A 20,632-nucleotide genomic window follows, 5' to 3' on the forward strand; every position below is an offset into this window, starting at 1 on the left:
GCCCGGATGCTGCGACAGCTGCCGCGCTGGGCCTGGATTGGCGGTGGCCTGCTGGCGCTGGTGGCCGGCTGCATCAATGCGGTCGGCTACCTGTGCTTTCGGCACCAGCCCATCACCCATCTCACCGGCACCAGCACCGAGCTGGGCCTGGCACTGGCGCGGCTGGACGCGGGCGGCATCGCGCACTGGGGTCTGGCGATCCTTTCCTTCCTGGCCGGCGCGGTGAGCAGCGGCTTCATCGTGCAGCAGCGCACGCTGCAGCTGGGGCGGCGCTACGGCGTGGTGCTGATGCTGGAGTCGGTGCTGCTGTTTGCGGCGACGCCGCTGATCGCGCATCAGCACGACCTGGGTATCTATCTCGCCTCCGCCGCCTGCGGTCTGCAGAACGCCATGGTCAGCACCTACAGCGGCGCCACGTTCCGTACCACGCACCTGTCCGGCATCTTCACCGACCTTGGCATCTACCTCGGCCAGCGGCTGCGCGGGCTGGAGGTGGACATGCTGCGCATCCACGTCTGCGTGCTGGTGGCCAGCCACTTCATCGTCGGTGCGGTGCTCGGCACGCTGGGTTTCATGCGGATGGGCGTGCAGGTGCTGCTGGTGCCGGCCGTGCTCACCGGGCTGGTCGGACTGGGCTATACGGTGTATCGCCATCGCGCCATGCTGGCCGAGCAGCGGCTCAAGCCCTGACGCTCGCCTCGTCCGCCGCCAGCACCACGCGGTCGCGGCCGCAGCGCTTGGCTTCGTAGAGCGCCGCGTCGGCGCGACTGAGCCACTGCTCGACGGACTCGCCGCGCCGGATCGCCGCCACGCCGATGCTGGTGGTCACGCGGATGGCATGGTCGTCGTAGTGCACCGTGCTGGCAGCCAGCGCGTCGCGGATGCGTTCGGCAGCACGCATGGCCCTTGCGGCGTCGCAGTCGGGCATGCAGATCACCAGCTCCTCGCCCCCGTAGCGGCCCACCAGGTCGTTGGGCGCGCACTGCCCCACGATGATGTCGGTGACCGCGCGGATCACCGCATCGCCGGCAAGGTGGCCGTGGCCGTCGTTGATCTGCTTGAAGCGGTCCAGGTCGAGCACGGCGAGGCAGGCGTCGCCGTCGCCGGCCAGTTCGCACACGCCCGCGGCCAGTTCCAGGAAGCGGCGCCGGTTGTAGACGCCGGTGAGCTCGTCGGTGCCGGCGAGCTGGTCGAGCCGGGCGTTGGCCTCCTGCAGGTCGCGCGTGCGCTCGTCGATCTGGCGCTGCAGCCGCTTGGCCTGCCGGCGCAGGTACAGCGTACGCAGGTGAATCACCGCCACCACCAGCAGCGCGCCCAGCAGCAGCACCAGCAGGCGCAGCCACAGCGTCTCGTACCAGCGCGGCGCCACCACCACCGGATAGGTCGACTCCACCGTGACCGGCCGCATGCCGCGGGTGCTGGCGCGCAGGTGCAAGGTGTAATCGCCGTGTGGCAGGTTGGTGTAGACGGCGCTGGGCGGACTGCCGGCCGGCACGTCGGTCCAACCCTCGTCGAAGCCTTCCATGCGGTAGCTGTAGCGGGTTTCCAGCAGGGCGCGGTAGTCGAGCACGGCAAACCCCACCCGCAGGCTGCGGCTGTCGCCGTCCAGATGGATCGGCTGGCCCGTATCAGGCAGCGCACCCGGCGCCATGCCGATGCCGCCGATGCGGGCGGCGGTGATGGAGGGTGCGGGCACCGGCTCGGCGGCGGCCGTCGCGTCGGGATCGCGCACGATGGTGAGGCCGCCCAGGCCGCCGAACATGATCGCGCCATCGGGCGCGCGCGCCGCGGCGATGTAGATGTAGCTCGGGATGTGCAATCCGTCGCGGGCGCCGAGGTTGTACACCTTGCCGCTGGCCCGATCGATCATCGACACGCCGTTGGACAGGCTCGCCCACACGTGTCCGTGCGCATCGGGCAGCACCGCGTTGACCTTGTCGCTGCTCAAGCCCTCGCGCGTGCCCAGCACGCGGAAGCGCGGCGCACCGTCGATCCGGCTGCTGGCCAGGTGTGCGACGCCGCCGAAAGTGGCGACCCACAGCCCGCCATCGGGATCGGTGGCGATGGAGCCGATGTAATCCTGCGGCAGGCTGCCGGTGCTGCCGTCGCGCTCGCTGAGGTTGCGGAAGCCGCGATTGGCGTCGGCGCGATCGGCCACGCTGATGCCGCCGGTGGTGCCGTACCAGATGCGGCCGTCGACGCGCGCGATCTCGCGCACCGTGTCGCTGGCCAGTGAACCTTGGTCCGACGCATCGTGGCGAAAGTGTTCCAGTGCCCCGGTGGCCGGGGTGTAGCGGTACACGCCCACGTAGGTGCCCAGCAGCAGGCTGCCGTCGACCTGGCGCATGCTCAGCACCGGCTGGGAGGCCAGGCGCGGCTCCACGTTGCTGGTGATCGCCAGCGTGTCCGGCGCGATGCGGGCCAGCCCCTGGGTGCCGACCCAGATCGTGCCGTCGGGCATCTCGGCGAAGGCCTGCACGTCTCGGTGCCGCTGCTGACCGTCCAGTTGCAGGTGGCGGATCGTGCCCGCGCCCTGGTCGATCAGGTCGATCTGCCCGTTCCCCAGCCCAAGCCAGATGCGCTGGCGGCTGTCGACCAGGATCGCATGCACGTTGGCGTCGGCCAGGCCGCGCGCATCCAGCGGCGAGGGCAGCAGCGTGCAGACCATGCGGGCGCGGGTGTTGGTGTGCGCCACACCAAGGTCGGTGGCGACCCAGAGATTGCCGGCCGCGTCATGCAGCAGGCCGCGGATGGAATCGCCGGGCAGCGAGGAGGGCTGCGCGGCATCGTGCGCGATGTGCCGCACGGCGGGATCGCCGGCGCGATAGCTCAGCACCCCGCTGCCGTCGGTGCCGATCCACTCGGTGCCATCGCCGGATTCGGCAAAGGCCCGCACCGTGGCGAAGTTGCCCTGCGCCGGCGTCGGGCTGAAGCCCGGCACCGCGTGCCAGCGGCCGTTGGTGTCGCGGTAGGCCGCGCCGGCCTGGCCGCTGCCGACCCAGAGCCGGCCGCCAGCGTCCTCGTGCAAGGCCCAGGCCTGGTTGCGCAGCACGGTGGCCGCAGCGGCGTCATCCGTCGCAGGCGTCGGGCGGACGAAATCCTGCGCGCCGCGTCGGCGCATGAACAGGCCGCGGTCATTGCCCAGCCAAAGGTCTCCGTGGCGGTCCTGCAGCACGCTGAAGTTGCGGGGCGCCGTGGCATCGCCGGTGTCGACGTGGGTGATCGTGTCGTGGGTGAGGTCGAGATGGTCCAGCCCCCGGTCGGTGGCGATCCACGCGCCGGTCGAGCCGTCCGCGGCAAGGCTGTAGATCTTGCGGTCGCTGGTGCCGCCGACGCCGGTCGGGTAGGTGCGAAGGCGGTTGCCCACAGGGTCGAAGCGCGCCAGCCCGCCCGCGTTGGTGCCCACCAGCACGCCGCCGTCGGGCAGGGCGAGCAGGCTGCGCACGTAGGCGTCGGGCAGGTCGGTGCCCTTGCCCTGCGCGTCATACATCTGCAGGCGGAAGCCGTCGTAGCGCACCAGCCCGCCCATGGTGCCGATCCACACCAGGCCGCGGCGGTCCTGCACCACGGCGGTGGTGACGGAGTGGGGCAGGCCGTCGGCGGTGCCCACGCGCTCGAACCACGGCGTGAGGAACGGCGCCCACGGATCGGCCCCGGTCCACGCCCGCGCTGCCGGCACCGCCAGCAGGCAGGCCAGCAGCATCAAGAGCAATCCCCCACCCGGGATGCGGCGACTCCAGCGCCTCATGCAGCGATCACGCGTTTGCTCCGGAACGGGAAGCGACGCCGGTGCCAAGCGGTGGATCCGATCGGTAGCGGGGTCGATCCAGGCATCGGCAGCGTCCACTCCAGGCGGACCGGATTCGGAATGTGATGTGGCTCACATGATAGCGGCTGGAAGGCCGGTTGTAGGGTAGGTCGGCCGTGCTGCGTTATCGAGACAGGCCGGCATCGGCCATCGCTTATCATGGTCCGATGGCACGTTCCCCCCTGACCCCCGACGGCGGTCTGTTCAGCGACTCCGACACGCTCAAGCCCCTGGCCGAGCGCATGCGCCCGCGCAGCCTCGAAGAGATCGTGGGCCAGCAACGCATCGTCGGCCCGGACAAGGCGCTGCGCCGCGCGCTGGAGGCCGGCAAGATCCACTCGATGGTGCTGTGGGGGCCGCCCGGCTGCGGCAAGACCACGCTGGCCCTGCTGGTGGCGCGCTACGCCGAGGCCGAGTTCAAAGCGATCTCGGCGGTGCTGTCCGGCCTGCCCGACGTGCGCAAGGCGCTGGCCGAGGCCGAGGCCAACTTCGCCCAGGGCCGGCGCACCGTGCTGTTCGTGGACGAGGTGCACCGCTTCAACAAGGCCCAGCAGGACGCTTTCCTGCCGCACATCGAGCGCGGGGTGATCATTTTCATCGGCGCCACCACCGAGAACCCTTCGTTCGAGTTGAACTCCGCGCTGCTGTCGCGCTGCCGCGTGCACGTGCTGGAGTCGCTGTCGATCGAGGACATCGTGCAGGCGCTGCGCCGCGCGCTGGCCGACAGCGAACGCGGCCTGGGCGAGCTGCAGCTGGAAGTGCCCGACGCTTCGCTGCGCATGATCGCCCAGGCCGCCGACGGCGACGTGCGCCGCGCGCTCACCCTGCTGGAAATCGCCGCCGAGCTGGCCGACGGCGGCAGCATCGGCGAGGCCACGCTGGAACAGGTGCTGGCCGACCGCACCCGCCGCTTCGACAAGAACGGCGAGCAGTTCTACGACCAGATCTCGGCACTGCACAAGTCGGTGCGCTCGTCCGATCCCGACGCGGCCGTGTACTGGCTCACCCGCATGCTCGACGGCGGCGTGGACCCGCTCTACCTCGCCCGGCGCATGACGCGCATGGCGGTGGAGGACATCGGCCTGGCCGAGCCGCGCGCCTGGCGCATGGCGCTGGACGCGTGGGACACCTACGAGCGCCTGGGCAGCCCCGAGGGCGAGCTGGGCCTGGCGCAACTGGCGATCTGGCTGGCGATCGCGCCCAAGAGCAACGCCGCCTACATGGCCTACAACAAGGCGCGCGCCGCCGTGCGCGAAGGCGGCACGCTGGACGTGCCGATGCACCTGCGCAACGCGCCGACCAAGCTGATGAAGGGCCTCGGCTACGGCAAGAACTACCAGTACGACCACGACGCCGAAGGCGGGGTGGCACTGGACCAGCAGTGCCTGCCGGACGAACTGGACGGCACCGTGTTCTACGAGCCGGTCGAGCGCGGCCTGGAAGTGAAGCTGCGCGAAAAACTGCTGGCCCTGCGCGACGCCCGCCGCAAGGCGCGCAACCAGTAAGAGCCCGCGCGCGGCGATGCTCTTGGCTCTTGATGTGGATCCAGCGCGAAAGACATCGCGCGCGAGCGGCCTTCTGCGCATCCACCAGTACCTTATCGGACGGACAAGCCCCGCGTCGATCGACCAATAACCCCGCACAGCGCCCGGCTGTCGGCTCGTGGCTACCGTCGACCACGCGTCGCGCATTGCGGCTGTTGCACCGCGGCAGCGATAATCCAGCGTTTCCGCCGACACCCGGACTCCACGCCATGCTCGATCCCGCTCTGCTGCGCTCGCGTCTCGCCGAGACGGCCGCACGCCTCATGGAAACCCGCGGCTACGCACTGGACGTGTCCGCCGTGGAGGCGCTGGAGAACGAGCGCAAGCACCTCGCCACCGAGACGCAGGAGCTGCAGAACCTGCGCAACACCCGCTCCAAGGCGATCGGCCAGGCCAAGGCCAAGGGCGAAGATGTGGCGCCGCTGATGGCCGAGGTCACCGGCATCGGCGACAAGCTCAAGGCCAACGAAACCGCGCTGGCCGAGGTGCAGGCCAAGCTCGCCGACATCGCTCTGGGCATCCCCAACATCCCGCATGAGTCCGTGCCGCCGGGCAAGGACGAGCATGACAACAAGGAGATCCTGCGCTGGGGCACCCCGCGCAGTTTCGATTTCGCCATCAAGGATCACGTCGACCTCGGCGCCCGCCACGGCTGGCTCGATGCCGACGCCGGCGCCAAGCTCTCCGGCGCGCGCTTCACCGTGCTGCGCGGCCAGCTGGCGCACCTGCACCGCGCGCTCGCCCAGTTCATGCTCGACCTGCAGACCGGCGAGCACGGCTACCTGGAGTGCAACGTGCCGCTGATCGTCAACGCGGACAGCATGCAGGGCACCGGCCAGCTGCCCAAGTTCGAGGAGGATCTGTTCTCCACGAACGTGGCAGAAGCCAAGCGCTACCTCATTCCCACCGCCGAAGTGGCGCTCACCAATCTGGTGCGCGAGTCCATCGTCGAGGCGGCCGAGCTGCCGATGCGCCTGACCGCGCACTCCATGTGCTTCCGCGCCGAGGCCGGCAGCTACGGCCGCGACACCCGCGGCATGATCCGCCAGCACCAGTTCGAGAAAGTGGAGATGGTGCAGCTGGCTACGCCGGAGCAGTCGTTCGACCAGCTCGAGGAAATGGTCGGCCACGCCGAAGCCGTGCTGCAGAAGCTGGGCCTGCCGTACCGCAAGGTGCTGCTGTGCACCGGCGACATGGGCTTCTCGGCGGTGAAAACCTACGACCTGGAAGTGTGGCTGCCCAGCCAGAGCACCTATCGCGAAATTTCCAGCTGCTCCAACTGCGGCGACTTCCAGGCGCGCCGCATGCAGGCGCGCTGGCGCAACCCGGCCACCGGCAAGCCCGAGCTTCTGCACACCCTCAACGGGTCCGGCCTGGCGGTGGGCCGCACGCTGGTCGCGGTGATGGAGAACTACCAGAACGCCGACGGCTCGATCACAGTGCCCGAAGCGCTGCGCCCGTACCTGCGCGGCGTGGACACGCTGGCGTGAGTGCGTCCACGCGCCGTTCCTGGGACAAGGTGGAGCTGTTCGCCACGGTCAGCCTGCTGGTGGTGCTCGCCACCGTGTTGATCACCCGGCTCAGCTTCGCCGAGGTGTGGAAGCTGCCGACGGTGGACCTGGTGCTCACCTGGATGGCATTGGGGCTCACCGCGCTGGCGCTGTGGCTCGGCCGTCGCCGCCGCTGGCTGCGCATCGGGGCCGTCGTCTTTGGCGGCGCCACGCAACTGGTGCCAATGGTAGTGCGCCAGCCTGTGCTGATCTTCCCGCTGCTCGGCGCCATCGTGCCGGTGATCATCCTGGCCGTTTCACTCGCCATGCTCTCGCGCAAGCGCCCCGAGGCCAGAACCGCTTCGCGATCCTGATATCATCGGCCCCCGCAATACTGGCACGCAACGCGCGGCCGCCGGCTGGGCAGTCAAACGGAGAGATGGCCGAGTGGTTTAAGGCAGCAGTCTTGAAAACTGCCGTAGGTGAAAGCCTACCGTGGGTTCGAATCCCACTCTCTCCGCCAAATCAGGTGACCGTCTCCGAAAGAGCATGCGACCTGGTGTGGCTCATTAAGACTTTTTCCTATCCAGACCACTCGTTTGTGTCGCCCAGAACCTCTTCCGGTCCCGTCGCGCACAGGTAGACTGTGGCGGCACGTCGCACCTGCCGTGGGTGCGGGTTAGGGGGAACGATGAGCGGCGCCCAGGTGGTTTTGATCGTCGATGACGATCCTGCCGTGTTGGAGACCATGCGCATCCTGCTGGAAGGCAAGGGTGACTTCGAGGTTTTCTGCGCGCTGGGCTCGCACGGTGCGCGGCATCTGATGGACCGCATCGAGCGGCTGGACGTGCTGATTGCCGACGTGATCCTGGCCGGCGAGGCGACCGGCATCGACATGTGTCACGAGGCGGTGTCGCGCCATCCGCATGTGGCGCTGGTGGTGATCTCGGCCGACCCTCGCGCGGATGCGGCGATGATCCCGGAAGACAGCGTGTACCTGCGCAAGCCGTTCGGCGGCTACGAGCTGATGACCGCCATCGACGAGGCCGGGCATCGGGCACAGACGCGTCGGACCGACGTGACGACGCGCTGAGGCCGTCCCCGCGGCGTTCGCCGCGCATCTGACAGCTCCGCTTCAACGTACCCTGTGCTTCCGACCGCACTGGATTTGCCTCTTCCATGTCTCTCGCCATCGTCTGGCTGCGCCGCGATCTGCGCCTGGCCGACAATCCCGCCCTGCATGCGGCCTGCGCCGCCCACGAACGCGTGCTGCCGGTCTACATCCATGCGCCGCAGGAGGAGGGCGAGTGGGCCCCCGGCGCCGCCAGCCGCTGGTGGCTGCATCACTCGCTTGCGGCGCTGGAAAGCTCGCTGCACGGCCATCACTCCACGCTGCATCTGCGCGCGGGCGACAGCCTGGGCGAGCTCGCCGCGCTGATCAGGGCGACCGGCGCCGCGGCGGTGTACTGGAACCGCCTGTACGAGCCGGCGGCGATCGCGCGCGATACGCGCATCAAGCAGGCGCTGCGCGAGCAGGGCGTGGCGGCCCACAGCTTCAACGCGGCGCTGTGGCGCGAGCCGTGGCAGATCGCCACCAAGACCGGCGACCCGTATCGCGTGTTCACGCCGTACTGGCGCAACCTGCGCACGCTGATCGACGAAGGCGAGCCGCTGCCGGTGCCGCAGCCGCTGCGTGGGGCGACGGCCGAAGGGGGCGTGTCGCTGGAATCACTGGAGCTGCTGCCGCGCATCCGCTGGGACGCCGGCATGGCCGCTGCGTGGACGCCCGGCGAACGCGGCGCGCAGGAACTACTGGAGCTGTTCGCCGACGACGCAGTGGCCGACTACGCCGAAGGCCGCGACATTCCCTCGCGCCACGGCACCTCGCGTTTGTCGCCGCACCTGCACTTCGGCGAGATCTCGCCGCGCCAGGCGCAGGCCGGCCTGCGCGCGCTGCTGGCAAAGCGTGGCGGCAAGCGGCCGGACGTGGAGCCGTTCCTGCGCGAGCTGGGCTGGCGCGAGTTCGCCCATCACCTGATGTTCCATTTCCCCGAGACGCACACGGCCAACTTCAACCCGAAGTTCGACGGCTTTCCGTGGGCCGCGGACGACGAGGCGTTGATCGAGCGCTGGCAGCGCGGCCGCACCGGCATCCCGCTGGTCGACGCGGGCATGCGCGAGCTGTGGCACACCGGCTGGATGCACAACCGCGTGCGCATGGTGGTGGCCAGTTTCTTCACCAAGAACCTTCGCCAGCACTGGCACCACGGCGCACGCTGGTTCTGGGACACGCTGGTGGATGCCGACCTGCCGAACAACTCGCTGGGCTGGCAGTGGGTGGCCGGCTGCGGCGCCGATGCAGCGCCGTACTTCCGCGTGTTCAACCCGGTCAGCCAGTCGCAGAAGTTCGATGCCAAGGGCGAGTACCTGGCGCGCTGGCTTCCCGAGCTGGCGAACGCCGTGCCGGCACTGCGGCACGAGCCGTGGAAGGATCCGTCGCTGCTACGCAAGTCTGGCTACCCGGCACCGATGGTGGACTTGGGCGAATCCCGCGCAGCGGCGCTGGAGGCGTTTCAGGCGGTGAAGAGCTAGCCCGAGGCTCTGCCTCAGGGGCGTTTGTCAGCGGCGCTCTGCTGGTGTTGCCCATTGGCTTCGATACTTTCGGCCTGCCTCCAGACAAAGGCCCAGGCGTCCGCTTCCACCGCGTTTCCCGATGAGCCATCCCAGACCCGCCTCCAGGCTGCTGATGTCCTCAGCGGCTTCAATGCCCGCTCCGCTTCAGAGCGGGTCGGGACTGGCAGTTTGTGGGTGCGGAACACCCCGCTGGCCTCGCACCTGCGCAGATAGTCTTCCGCCCGCTCTGGGACTCCAGCCAGGATGTAGGAGTCGCTGAGCACCACGTAGTAAGGGCCCACCTGCGCGAGTGGGAGGAGCGGCCAGTCCCCGACGTCGTGACGATCCTCGAAGTAAGCCAGCCCGCCGAACCCAGGTGGACGTCGAGCAGATCCCGGCTTGGCTGGCCAGAGGATCTGACACAACCAGCCAAGGCGATGACTCACCTCCATGGCGGCCTCCCATTCCATGGGAGAGCGCGCTCTTTCCACAGCATTTGTCTGAGCGATGTGCTCAAGTGCTTCCCCTGCAGCGGGCTCGCCCATCGCCATGAAGTGGTTGGCCGCTTCCGCCAACGTCGCCGCGTTCACGGGACCACCCTTCAGCAAATCAACCTCTCCGGCGAGGGCCACCCTCGCGGTGGCAAGAAATATCAAGCCGAGGCTTAGCAGGCGCCTGATCGGGCTGGACGTCCGCTTGTCGGGACGCACGCGCATCAAGTCCAACCCGGATCGGATGCGCCGTGCACTCAGTGCGCCTCAGCCTGCGTACGTTTCAGCAGCATCGCCAGCACCGGCGGCGTCACCATCGCCGTGAGCAGCGACATCGCCACGATGATCGCGTAGATGCGCTCGTTGAACACGCCGGCAGCCAGGCCGAGCGCGGCGATGACCACGCCGACCTCGCCGCGCGGCACCATGCCGAAGCCGACGATCGTGGCGCTGCGCTTGCCCAGCGACAGCGCGCCGAGGAAGCCGCCGGCGAGCTTGGAGACGATCGCGATGACGGTGACGATGGCGAGCATCACCAGCGCGTCCACGCTGGCCAGCTCGGACAGGTTCACTTTGGCCCCGGTCACCACGAAGAAGAACGGCGTGAGGAAGGAGAGCAGCGGCATCGTTTGATGCTCCAGGTCGTCGCGCTGGCGAGTTTCCGAGGCGATCATGCCGGCGAGGAAGGCACCGATGATCGCGGCCAGGCCAAAGCGGGTGGACAGCCACGCCAGGCCCAGGCAGATCGCCAATACCAGGGTCAGCGGCGAGTGCGGGCTGATCGGCTTCTCCAGCCAGCCGGAGCCGCGCCGCATCACCTTGGTACCGCCCCAGCCGATGATCGCCACGAAGCCGACCGCGCCGGCCAGGGTGAGCAGCAGCGACTGCAGGTTGAGCTCGCCGCCGCCCTGCAGCGAGGACACCACGCCGAGCAGCAGCATGGCCAGGATGTCGTCGATCACCGCGGCGCCCAGAATCACCCGGCTCTCCACCCGCGACAGCACGCCCAGCTCCTGCAGCACGCGCGCGGTGATGCCGGCCGAGGTGGCGACGAAGGCGGCGGCGACGAACAGCGACTTGATCCAGTCGAAGCCTTCGCCGTGCGCCCACAACGCGCCCAATCCGAACGGCACGATCACGCCGAGCACGCCGACCAGGAAGGCGCTCTTGCCGACTTTCTTCAGGTCGTCGAGGCGGGTTTCCAAGCCTACCGAAAACAGCAGCAGCACCACGCCGATCTCGGCCATCACGTCCAGCGGCGTGCCCGGCATGATCTGCTCGGGCGTGAGCCAGCCCAGCAGCGACGGACCGACCACGCAGCCGGCGGCGATCTCGCCGACCACGCCGGGCAGCTTCAGCCGCTGCGCGATCTCCGCGCCGATCTGCGCGGCGATGAAGATCACGAACAGGGTGAGCAGGATGTCGGCGGCGTGGTGCATGCGTCGGTCACTCCTTGAGACTGGCCGCCCATGCTACATGGCGACCATGGCCGCGATCAGCCGTGGAACACGTGCGCCGCCAGCCACAGGTGCAGCGCGATGCTGGCGACGTAGCCGAGCGCGATCGCCCAGCTCCAGCGCAGGTGGCTCATGAAGGTGTATTGCCCGCGCGAGGCGCCCATCAACGCCACGCCGGCGGCCGAGCCGACCGACAGCAGGCTGCCGCCCACGCCGGCGGTGAGGGTGATCAGCAGCCACTGCGCCTCGTCCATCGGCGGGTTCATCTTGAGCACCGCGAACATGATCGGGATGTTGTCCACCACCGCCGAGGCGACGCCCATGATGGCGTTGGCGAGGGTGAAGCCAAGGTTGCCGTACAGATGGTGCGAGGCCAGTTCCAGGTAGCCCAGCGCGGCCAGGCCGCCGACGCAGGCGAACACGCCGTAGAAGAACAGCAGCGTGTCCCACTCGGCGTTGGCGATGATGCGGAAGATGGAATAGGTCTGCGGCTCCTCGCCCTGGGCCAGCGCGTAACTGCGCTGGTTGCGGTCGATGCGGGTGGCCACCAGATTGAGGAAAGCCAGGCCGGTGAGCATGCCGTAGGCGGCCGGCATGCCCAGCCACTGGCGCCCGACCACGGTGATCGCGATGGTGAGCGCGAAGCTGAGACAGATGCCGATGGCGCCGGGCTTGAGCTGGCTGGTGCCCGCGCCGCAGTCGGGCTGGCCCTTGGGCAGCGCGAACGCCATCAGGATCGCCGGCAACAGCCAATTGACCAGCGACGGCGCGAACAGCCGGAAGAAGTCGAAGAAGCCGCTCTTGCCGGCCTGCCACACCATCAGCGTGGTGATGTCGCCGAACGCGCTCCACGCGCCGCCGGCATTGGCCGCCACCACCAGGTTGATCATCGCCAGCGCGATGAAGCGCCGGTTGCCGCCGGCCACGGCGAGCACCACGGCGGACATCACCAGCGCCGTGGTGAGGTTGTCCAGCACCGGCGAGAGGAAGAACGCGATCAATCCGGTGATCCAGAACAGCGAGCGGTAGCCGAAGCCGCGCCGGATCAGCGCGTCGCGCAGCGCCTCGAATACGTTGCGCTCGCCCATCGCGGTGACATAGGTCATGGCCACCACGAGGAAGAAGAAGATCTCCGCGTACTCGAGAAACATGCTCTCGAAGGCGATCGCCGCTGGCGACGCCGCGGCGCCGGGCTCGCCGGTGGCCCACGCGATCATCCCCCAGATCAGTGCCGCGGCCAGCATCACCGGCTTGGACTTGGCGATATGCAGCCGCTCTTCGAAGATCACCGCCAGATACGCGAGCACGAATAGCGCCAGCGCCACCCAGCCGACCGGATGCGCGGTGAGGCGGAAGTTCGCTTCCTGCGCCTGCTCCGCCATGGCGGGTGCACTGGCGAGCAGGGCGGCGAGGGCGACGGTCCAGCGCATGCGAAGGTCCTTGGAATATCCAGTCGAGCCGCGGAGCGTACCAGCGGCTAGCTTTCCACCGCAGCACTGCGCGGCGGGGCACCGGGATGATCGGGCCGCAGCCGCAGGAAGATCGTCGCGGCCAGCGCGGTCACCACGGCCAGCACCAGCACGGTGATGTGGAACGCCGCCACGTAGGCGTGCGCCGCGTGCACCTCGCGCCCCACGAAGATCTCCATCAGCAGCGAGGCGAAGGCGATGCCGAAGCTGATCGAGAGGTACTGGGTGGTCGAGGCCATCGACGAGGCCATCGAGGCGTGGCGGATGTCCACGTCGGTGTAGGCGAGCGTGTTCATGCCCGTGTACTGCAGTCCGGTGAAACAGCCATAGATGTAGACCAGCAGCGCGATCAGCCAGGTCGGCGTGGATCCGTCGACCAGCGAGAACGTGGCCAGCATCACCGCCACCGCCGTGGTGTTGGCCAGCAGCAGGCGGCGATAGCCCAGCCGCAGCAGCAGCCGGTTCACCACCCACTTGGAACTGATCGAGCCCAGCGCCTGCGGCACCATCATCAGGCCGGCCAGGGTCGGCGACCAGCCGCAGCCCACCTGCAGGAACAGCACCAGCAGCAGGAACATGCCGCCGATGCCGAGCCGCGTGAACACGTTGCCCACCAGCGCCACCGACAGGCTGCGCACGCGGAGCAGGGCGAGGTCGGCCACCGGATGCTCGGTGCGCCGGCTGTGCCACACATAGAGCGCGCCGAGCAGCACGGCCAGCACGCCGCAGCCGGCGACCAACGGCCAGTGATGCACCTGCGCGCCGGCCTGTTCCGAGGCGGTGAGCAGCAAAGCCGAGGCGGCGGCGAACAGCAGGAAGCCGGTCGTGTCGAACGCGCGCGCCTGCTCCAGCCGGTACTCCGGCATGTCGCGCTGGTTCATCCACAGCCCAGCCAGGCCCACCGGCACGTTGATCAGGAAGATCAGCCGCCAGCTGGTGAACTCCACCAGCACGCCGCCCAGCAGCGGCCCCAGCACCGAGCCGAGCAGGCCGAACGTGGCCACCGTGCTCATCGCATGCACGTAATCGCGCTTGGCGATCGTGCGCACCAGCACGTAGCGTCCCACCGGCATCAGCGAGGCGCCGCCGATGCCCTGGATCACGCGGGCGACCACCAGCTCGGGCAGCGTCTGCGCCATGCCGCACAGCAACGAGCCGATGCCGAAGATGGCGATCGCCGCCGCGAACACGCGGCGCGTACCGAAGCGGTCGCACAGCCACGGGCTGGCCGGAATCAGGATCGCCAGCGTCAGCACGTAACTGGTGAGCGCGCTGCGCATGCCCAGCGGCGTCACGCCCAGCGCGGTGGCCATCGCCGGCACCGCGGTGTTGACGATGGTGGAGTCAAGCGCCTGCATGAAGAACGCCGCCGCCACCAGCCACAGCAGGCCGCGGTGGGTGGCGTGCGGGGAAGCAGCCGTCGACGAGGCCGGATCGTCACCGGCCGCGGGGGCGACGACCTGCAGGGAAGGGGGAGGGGACATCGCCCTTCATGATACTTGCTTGGGCAGGTATCGACCCGTGTCGTGGTCGGGGCGAGTCAGTACGGCTTCATGCGCGCGGACATTCGGTCACGTGGGAAGCGCGGAACGGTTCGCTAAACTGGCGCGTCCGAGGAGCCTCCGCATGAATCTTTCCGCATGACCCGTCACCCCGATTTCGCTGCCCGCGCCGCCACCCTGCGTGAACAGATCGAGCAGGCCAACTACCAGTACCACGTGCTGGACGAGCCGACGATTCCCGACGCCGAGTACGACCGCCTGATGCGCGAGCTCGAAGCGCTGGAAGCGGAGCATCCGGAGCTGGCCACACCCGACTCGCCCACCCGCAAGGTCGGCGCGCGCGCCACCGGCGGCTTCGCCGAGGTGCGTCATGCGATCCCGATGCTGTCGCTGGGCAACGCCTTCGGCGAGGAAGGCGAGAACGACCGCGAGCGTTTCCGCGAGGTGGCCGAGTTCGAGCGGCGCATCGAGCAGACGCTGGATCGCCGCGCGCCGGTGTTCTCCGTCGAGCCCAAGCTGGACGGCCTGGCGATCAGCCTGCGCTACGAGCACGGCGTGTTCGTGCAGGGCGCCACGCGCGGCGACGGCGAGACCGGCGAGGACGTCACCGCCAACCTGCGTACCATCCGGGCCATTCCGTTGCACCTGCGCGGCAAGGATTGGCCCGACGTGCTGGAGGTGCGCGGCGAGGTGGTGATGCTGCGCAAGGATTTCGAAGCCTTCAACGAACACGCCCGCACCCACGGCGAGAAGACCCTGGCCAATCCGCGCAACGGCGCGGCCGGCTCGCTGCGCCAGCTCGACCCGGCGATCACGGCGAAGCGCAGGCTGAGTTTTTTCGCCTATGCGGTGGGCGTGGTGGAAGGCGGCGAGCTGCCGCCCACCCATTCGCAGACGCTGAAGCAATTGCGCGAATGGGGCTTCCCGGTGTCGCCGGAGGTATCCACCGCGAAGGGCTTCGACGGCCTGATCGCCTACTACCGTGCGATCGGCGCCAAGCGCGACGCGCTGCCGTACGACATCGACGGCGTGGTCTACAAGCTGGACGACTACGAAGGCCAGCGCACCATGGGCTTCGTCTCGCGCGCGCCGCGCTGGGCGATCGCGCACAAGTTCCCGGCGCAGGAGCAGATGACGCGACTGCTGGACATCGAGATCCAGATCGGCCGCACCGGCGCCGCCACGCCGCGCGCGCGGATGGAGCCGGTGCAGGTCGCGGGCGTCACGGTGACCTACGCCACGCTGCACAACGCCGACCAGGTGGCGCGGCTCGACGCGCGCGTGGGCGACATGGTGATCGTGCGCCGTGCCGGCGACGTGATTCCCGAGGTGGTGCGCGTGGTCGAAGAGCACCGCCCGCCGCACACCCATCCCTGGCATATGCCGACGCGCTGCCCGATCTGCGATTCGGCGCTGGTGCGCGAGGAGGGTGCCGCGGCTTGGCGCTGCTCCGGCGGGCTGTTCTGCGCCGCGCAGCGCAAGGAGGCGCTGATCCACTTCGCCGCGCGGCGCGCGATGGACATCGATGGCCTGGGTGAGCGTTATGTCGACGCGCTGGTGGAATTCGACATGGTCAAGACGCCGGCCGATCTCTACTCGCTCACCGTGGACGATTTCGTCGCGATGAAGCAGCGCGCCGACGAGCGCGACGGTACCGTGCCGGAGACCGTCAAGCAGGGCAAGATCGCCACCAAGTGGGCGGAGAACCTGGTCGAGGCGATCGACGCCAGTCGCACCACCACGCTGGCGCGCTTCCTGTTCGCGCTGGGCATCATGCACATCGGCGAAAGCACGGCGAAGACGCTGGCCGCCTGGCTCGGCCGGCTGAAATTCGTGCGCAGCATGCCGGCACCGGTGCTGCGCCAGCTGCCGGACATCGGCGCCGAGGTGGCCGGCTCCATCGCGGCGTTCTTTGCGCAGCAGGGCAATCAGAAAGTGGTCGATGCACTGCTGACCGCCGGCGTGCACTTCACCGACGAGGGCGATCCTTCGCCGAAGCTGCGCGAGCGGCTCAACCTCGGGGTGCTGCTGGACATGGCCAACGTGTCCAAGCTCGGTCCGAAGAGCACGAAACTCCTGGCCGCGCAGTACGCCACGCTTGAGGCACTGGCGCAGGCCGGCTCGGCGCACTGGATCGTCGCCGGTGTGCCGCAGGCCGCCGCAATCAACCTGGAGGCGATGCTGGCCGACGATGCGCGTCGCGCCGAACTGGAACACGCCGAGCAGATGATGGCTGCCCTGCTCGCCGCGCTGCCCGCGCAGGCTGCCGTGCAGGCTGCACCGCTGGAAGGCCAGACCATCGTACTCACCGGCACCCTGCAGTCGCTCAGCCGCGACGAGGCGAAGGATCGGCTGGAGGCACTGGGCGCCAAGGTGTCCGGTTCCGTGTCGAAGAAGACCAGCTTCGTGGTCGCCGGCGAAGCGGCCGGTTCCAAGCTCGACAAGGCGCAAGAGCTTGGCGTGCCGGTGTGGGACGAGGCACAGCTGCTGGCGCTGTTGGCCGAGCATTAGGGGTGATGTCATGAGCGAAAAGCGCCCCCTCACCCCAACCCTCTCCCCCGGCTGCGCCAGGGGAGAGGGAGTCAGGGCGTGCGAGCTTTCAGCTCCCTCTCCCCTGGCGCAGCCGGGGGAGAGGGTTGGGGTGAGGGGGGCTCTTTAGTCGATGGAACGCGCCAAGGAACTCCGTCGCCACCAGACCGACGCCGAGCGCAAGCTCTGGTCACGCCTGCGCACCGCCCAGCTCGGCGTGAAGTTCCGCCGCCAGCACCCGGTGGCGGGCTACTACGTGGATTTCTGCTGCGTCGAAAACGCGCTGATCGTGGAGCTGGACGGCGGCCAGCACGACGAACCCTCCGACGCAAAGCGCACCACCGATCTCGAGCAGGCGGGCTTTCGCGTGCTGCGGTTCTGGAATGACGAGGTGTTGCTGCGCACGGACGATGTGCTGGAGGAGATCGTGCGGGTGCTGAAGCAAGAGCCGCCCCCTCACCCCAACCCTCTCCCCCGGCGGCGCCGGGGGAGAGGGAGTTTGAGCTGGCGAGCCGTTGGCTCCCTCTCCCCCGGCGCCGCCGGGGGAGAGGGCTGGGGTGAGGGGGCGCCTTTCGCTCTTTCAACCAGCGAACCCCATGCCGCCCTCCACCTGCGCGCCGCCGTCTACCGCCTCATTCGCCAGTTCTTCGACACCCGCAACGTGCTCGAAGTCGAAACGCCCATCCTTTCTGCCACCGGCAACACCGACCCCAACATCGAGAGCTTCATCACCCGCTTCACCGGGCACGTCGACGCCGGCGCACCGCAGCGCTGGATGCGCACCTCGCCGGAGTTTCCGCTCAAGCGCCTGCTCGCCGCCGGCGTGGGCGATTGCTACGAACTCGGCCGCGTGTTCCGCAACGGCGAAGCGGGTGGTCGGCACAATCCCGAGTTCACCATGCTGGAGTGGTATCGCGTCGGCTGGGATCATCATCGGCTGATGGAGGAAACCGTCGAGCTGGTGCAGCAGGCGCTGGCCGTGGTCGGACGGCGTGCGGAGCTGGTGATCAGCGGTTATCGCCAGCTGTTCCTCGACGAGCTCGGCATCGATCCGCTGCACGATCCGCTGGAGGCCCTGCAGGCGCCGCTGCGCGAGTACGGCATCGACCCGGCCGGCCTGGAGCGCGACGACTGGCTGGACCTGCTGATCACGCACAGGCTGCAGCCGGCGTTTCCGCGCGACCGCATCACGGTGATCCACGACTATCCGGCCACCCAGTGCGCACTGGCACGCATCCGTCCCGGCGAGCCGCCGCTGGCCGAGCGCTTCGAGCTGTACCTGGGCCGCTACGAACTGGCCAACGGCTACCACGAGTTGAACGACGCGGCCGAACAGGCGGCGCGATTCACCCGCGACAACGACAAACGCCGCGCCCGCGGTCTGCCCGAAGTGCCCGTCGATAAGCGCCTGCTCGCTGTGCTCGACGCGATGCCGGACTGCGCCGGCGTGGCGCTGGGCGTCGAGCGGTTGCTGATGTGCCTGGCCGATACCGACGCCATCGCTGACGTGCTGGCGTTCCCGTTCGCCGAGGCGTAACGGCGCAGCTGCCGGCTCGGCCGAGGTGGCTGGCTATACTCGGCGACGGGCCAGTGCCGGGTCGCGGGGGCGACGCAAGCGGGGCGGCGAGCCGATCGGGTTCGCCGCGACGATCAGCAATTGAAGGGGGATCAAGATATGCCACGTCATCTTGCCGGGCTCTGCCTGGCGGGTCTGTTCGCACTGTTGTCCGTCGCGCCGCGGCACGTCCGGGCGCAAACAGGTACTCCGGCACCGCCGGTTTCCGATTTCGCCAGGACGGGATCACTCAGCCACCCGGCCATTTCACCGAATGGCCAGTACCTGGCCCTCTCGCTGCACAACGACAAGGCAAAGTGGGGCGAGCCGGATCATCAGCTGGTGGTGCTGCATCTGCCTGACCTGAAATACGTCAGTCGGCTGGACATGGTGAGCCACTACCAGCCCGCGCAGATCCTGTGGGTGAGCAACACGCGCATGGTGGTGCCGCTGGCCTACACCACCAGCGCGCTCGAGGCGCCGCAGGGCACCGGCGACATCATCGCGGTGGATTTCGACGGCGGCCACAAGCAGACGCTCTACAGCCTGCGTCATCGCGGCTCGCTGCAGGCCGGTCCGCACTCGATGGACATGCCGCGTGGTTTCCCCTCGATCGCCGGCGTGCCGTATCCGCGAAATGGCCACGTGTACATCCAGCTGGGCATCATTCCCGAGCGCAACGCGGCAGGCGATTGGGACAGCCATCGCAGCCAGATCTACGACGTTGATTCGATCAGCGCCAAGCCGACCCTGATGGGCGACATCGACAAGGGCAGCATGTCCTTCGTGGTGCACGACGACGTGGCGCGGCTGGCCTACGGAACCACCGACGCGCACAGCATCGACGTGTATGCACGTGCCGACGGCCAGGCGGCCTGGACGCGCCTGCCGGACAGCGTGACCGGCAAGCATCTATCGCCGCTGCGGATCAGTCGCGACGGGCAGACGCTGTGGTCGCTGTACAGCGAGGCGGGCGGGCCGGATCAGCTGGTGTCCAGCCGTCTCGATGGCAGCGGGCGCCAGGTGCTCGCCCGCGATGATTTCGCTTCGGTAGGCGACGTGCTGTGGGATGTACAGAGCGGCAAGCCGTATGCCGCGCTGTTCGAGACCGGACGGCCGCACCTGAGCTACCTGGATGACAGCCTGAGCGCCCAGGTGCTCAAGGCGCTCAACGGCAATTTTGCCGACCACCTGGTGTTGCTGGGGGGCGGCGACGAGGCCGGCAAGCGGTTGCTGGTGGTGGCGCAGAGCGACCGAGATCCGGGCAGCCTGGCACTGTTCGACACCGGCACGATGAACCTGCAGCCGCTGTTCCAGATCGAGCCGTGGATCCACGCCGAGCAGATGGCCGAGCGTCGGCCGTTCCGTTTCAAGGCCAGTGACGGCATGGAACTGGAGGGTTATCTCACGTTGCCGCACGGTTCGTCCGACAAGCACCTGCCCACGGTGCTGCTGCCGCACGGTGGTCCGATCGGCATTCGCGATGGCTGGACCTACGATACCGACGCGCAGTTCCTGGCCAGCCGCGGCTATGCGGTGGTGCAGGTGAACTATCGCGGCTCGGCCGGCCGCGGCCCGGCGTTCCAGATGGCCGGCTACAAGCATTTCGGCGATCGCATCCAGCAAGACCTGCTCGACGGCTTGCACTGGGCGATCGACCAGGGCTATGCCGACAAGGATCGCGTCTGCGTCTACGGTGGCAGCTTCGGCGGCTACTCCTCGCTGATGCAGCCGATCATGGCCCCCGGCCAGTTCAAGTGCGCGATCGACTACGCCGGCGTGTCGGACTGGAGCATCGGCTTCGAGCGCAGCGACACCTCGCACATGAGCGTGGGTCGCACTTATTTCGCCGAGGCGATCGGCGACGAGGCGACCGCCAAGGCGATCTCGCCGCTGTACCAGCTGGACAAGTTCAACGTACCGGTGCTGATTGCCCACGGCGAGGACGATCCGCGCGTGCCGTACCAGAACGCCACGCGCCTGCGCGACGCGCTGGACAAGGCCGGCAAGCCCTACGAGTGGCTGAGCAAGCCGAAGGAAGGTCACGGCTTCTACGCGCAGGAAAATCGCGAGGAGCTGTACCAGAAGATGGAAGCGTTCCTCGGCAAGTACCTCGGTCACTGAGGCAAGCAGAACGAGGGATGCCGCGGGGTGACCCGCGGCATCCCTCCACG

The 20,632-nt window shown here is 68.6% G+C and carries 13 protein-coding genes, 1 tRNA gene and 2 pseudogenes; 11 read left to right on the forward strand and 5 right to left on the reverse strand.

The window, feature by feature from the left end; genetic code table 11:
- The first annotated feature begins 6 nt into the window (after positions 1-6).
- On the forward strand, positions 7-690 hold the full coding sequence (locus ISP17_RS12680) for a YoaK family protein (RefSeq protein WP_404633668.1): 684 nt from the start codon (positions 7-9) through the stop codon (positions 688-690).
- Here ISP17_RS12680 and ISP17_RS12685 read toward each other — a convergent pair.
- Complete coding sequence (locus tag ISP17_RS12685; RefSeq protein ID WP_404633670.1) at positions 680-3,748, reverse strand: diguanylate cyclase; 3,069 nt, start codon at positions 3,746-3,748, stop codon at positions 680-682. The genes ISP17_RS12680 and ISP17_RS12685 overlap by 11 nt on opposite strands.
- Positions 3,749-3,975: 227 nt before the next feature.
- On the opposite strand from ISP17_RS12685, the gene ISP17_RS12690 reads away from it, so the two are divergent.
- The 6 genes from ISP17_RS12690 (at position 3,976) to ISP17_RS12715 (ending at position 9,434) form a co-directional block, all read left to right on the forward strand.
- Positions 3,976-5,313, forward strand: a complete 1,338-nt coding sequence (locus ISP17_RS12690; protein WP_404633672.1) for a replication-associated recombination protein A — start codon at positions 3,976-3,978, stop codon at positions 5,311-5,313.
- A gap of 248 nt (positions 5,314-5,561) precedes the next feature.
- A complete protein-coding gene (gene serS, locus ISP17_RS12695) occupies positions 5,562-6,842 on the forward strand; it encodes a serine--tRNA ligase (protein ID WP_404633674.1) in 1,281 nt (426 codons plus the stop codon).
- Positions 6,839-7,216 (forward strand): LrgA, encoded by a 378-nt coding sequence (locus ISP17_RS12700; protein WP_404633676.1) that lies wholly within the window; start codon positions 6,839-6,841, stop codon positions 7,214-7,216. The genes serS and ISP17_RS12700 overlap by 4 nt, the downstream gene beginning before the upstream one ends.
- A 59-nt stretch (positions 7,217-7,275) precedes the next feature.
- Positions 7,276-7,365: transfer RNA gene (locus ISP17_RS12705), tRNA-Ser, on the forward strand.
- A gap of 168 nt (positions 7,366-7,533) precedes the next feature.
- Positions 7,534-7,935: a response regulator gene (locus tag ISP17_RS12710; protein WP_404633678.1), complete on the forward strand. Its 402-nt coding sequence runs from the start codon at positions 7,534-7,536 to the stop codon at positions 7,933-7,935.
- 86 nt (positions 7,936-8,021) lie between these two features.
- A complete protein-coding gene (locus ISP17_RS12715) occupies positions 8,022-9,434 on the forward strand; it encodes a cryptochrome/photolyase family protein (protein WP_404633680.1) in 1,413 nt (470 codons plus the stop codon).
- A 14-nt stretch (positions 9,435-9,448) separates the two neighbouring features.
- Here ISP17_RS12715 and ISP17_RS12720 read toward each other — a convergent pair whose 3' ends face one another.
- The 4 genes from ISP17_RS12720 to ISP17_RS12735 are packed head-to-tail and all read right to left on the reverse strand — an operon-like array spanning position 9,449 to position 14,356.
- The gene (locus ISP17_RS12720; protein WP_404633682.1) at positions 9,449-10,171 is read right to left on the reverse strand and encodes a hypothetical protein; all 723 of its coding nucleotides are present in this window, start codon (positions 10,169-10,171) and stop codon (positions 9,449-9,451) included.
- Between the two features lie 32 nt (positions 10,172-10,203).
- Complete coding sequence (locus ISP17_RS12725; RefSeq protein WP_404633684.1) at positions 10,204-11,385, reverse strand: cation:proton antiporter; 1,182 nt, start codon at positions 11,383-11,385, stop codon at positions 10,204-10,206.
- 56 nt (positions 11,386-11,441) lie between these two features.
- Positions 11,442-12,833, reverse strand: a complete 1,392-nt coding sequence (nhaD, locus tag ISP17_RS12730; RefSeq protein ID WP_404633686.1) for a sodium:proton antiporter NhaD — start codon at positions 12,831-12,833, stop codon at positions 11,442-11,444.
- Between the two features lie 47 nt (positions 12,834-12,880).
- Entirely contained in the window at positions 12,881-14,356 is a 1,476-nt protein-coding gene (locus tag ISP17_RS12735; protein WP_404633688.1) for an MFS transporter, read from the reverse strand.
- A 156-nt stretch (positions 14,357-14,512) separates the two neighbouring features.
- Between ISP17_RS12735 and ligA the strand changes: the two genes are divergently transcribed.
- The 4 genes and pseudogenes from ligA (at position 14,513) to ISP17_RS12755 (ending at position 20,582) form a co-directional block, all read left to right on the forward strand.
- Positions 14,513-16,885, forward strand: a complete 2,373-nt coding sequence (gene ligA, locus ISP17_RS12740; RefSeq protein WP_404633690.1) for an NAD-dependent DNA ligase LigA — start codon at positions 14,513-14,515, stop codon at positions 16,883-16,885.
- Between the two features lie 151 nt (positions 16,886-17,036).
- Positions 17,037-17,330: pseudogene (locus ISP17_RS12745) on the forward strand (endonuclease domain-containing protein); the annotation flags it as partial.
- A gap of 165 nt (positions 17,331-17,495) precedes the next feature.
- Positions 17,496-18,440, forward strand: a pseudogene (gene epmA / locus ISP17_RS12750) (EF-P lysine aminoacylase EpmA); the annotation flags it as partial.
- A 138-nt stretch (positions 18,441-18,578) separates the two neighbouring features.
- Positions 18,579-20,582 (forward strand): alpha/beta hydrolase family protein, encoded by a 2,004-nt coding sequence (locus ISP17_RS12755; protein ID WP_404633692.1) that lies wholly within the window; start codon positions 18,579-18,581, stop codon positions 20,580-20,582.
- Positions 20,583-20,632: the final 50 nt, after the last annotated feature.

Origin of the sequence: Dyella ginsengisoli (assembly GCF_044904665.1) — a bacterium.
In the GTDB taxonomy this organism is placed as follows: Bacteria; Pseudomonadota; Gammaproteobacteria; order Xanthomonadales; family Rhodanobacteraceae; genus Dyella_A; species Dyella_A ginsengisoli.

Excerpts from the sequence above, each read along its gene's own strand:
- ISP17_RS12680 (WP_404633668.1), top strand. The coding sequence starts at position 7 with ATGCTGCGACAGCTGCCGCGCTGGGCCTGGATTGGCGGTGGCCTGCTG.
- ISP17_RS12685 (WP_404633670.1), bottom strand. The coding sequence starts at position 3,748 with ATGAGGCGCTGGAGTCGCCGCATCCCGGGTGGGGGATTGCTCTTGATG.
- ISP17_RS12690 (WP_404633672.1), top strand. The coding sequence starts at position 3,976 with ATGGCACGTTCCCCCCTGACCCCCGACGGCGGTCTGTTCAGCGACTCC.
- serS (WP_404633674.1), top strand. The coding sequence starts at position 5,562 with ATGCTCGATCCCGCTCTGCTGCGCTCGCGTCTCGCCGAGACGGCCGCA.
- ISP17_RS12710 (WP_404633678.1), top strand. The coding sequence starts at position 7,534 with ATGAGCGGCGCCCAGGTGGTTTTGATCGTCGATGACGATCCTGCCGTG.
- ISP17_RS12715 (WP_404633680.1), top strand. The coding sequence starts at position 8,022 with ATGTCTCTCGCCATCGTCTGGCTGCGCCGCGATCTGCGCCTGGCCGAC.
- ISP17_RS12720 (WP_404633682.1), bottom strand. The coding sequence starts at position 10,171 with ATGCGCGTGCGTCCCGACAAGCGGACGTCCAGCCCGATCAGGCGCCTG.
- ISP17_RS12725 (WP_404633684.1), bottom strand. The coding sequence starts at position 11,385 with ATGCACCACGCCGCCGACATCCTGCTCACCCTGTTCGTGATCTTCATC.
- nhaD (WP_404633686.1), bottom strand. The coding sequence starts at position 12,833 with ATGCGCTGGACCGTCGCCCTCGCCGCCCTGCTCGCCAGTGCACCCGCC.
- ISP17_RS12735 (WP_404633688.1), bottom strand. The coding sequence starts at position 14,356 with ATGTCCCCTCCCCCTTCCCTGCAGGTCGTCGCCCCCGCGGCCGGTGAC.
- ligA (WP_404633690.1), top strand. The coding sequence starts at position 14,513 with ATGACCCGTCACCCCGATTTCGCTGCCCGCGCCGCCACCCTGCGTGAA.
- ISP17_RS12755 (WP_404633692.1), top strand. The coding sequence starts at position 18,579 with ATGCCACGTCATCTTGCCGGGCTCTGCCTGGCGGGTCTGTTCGCACTG.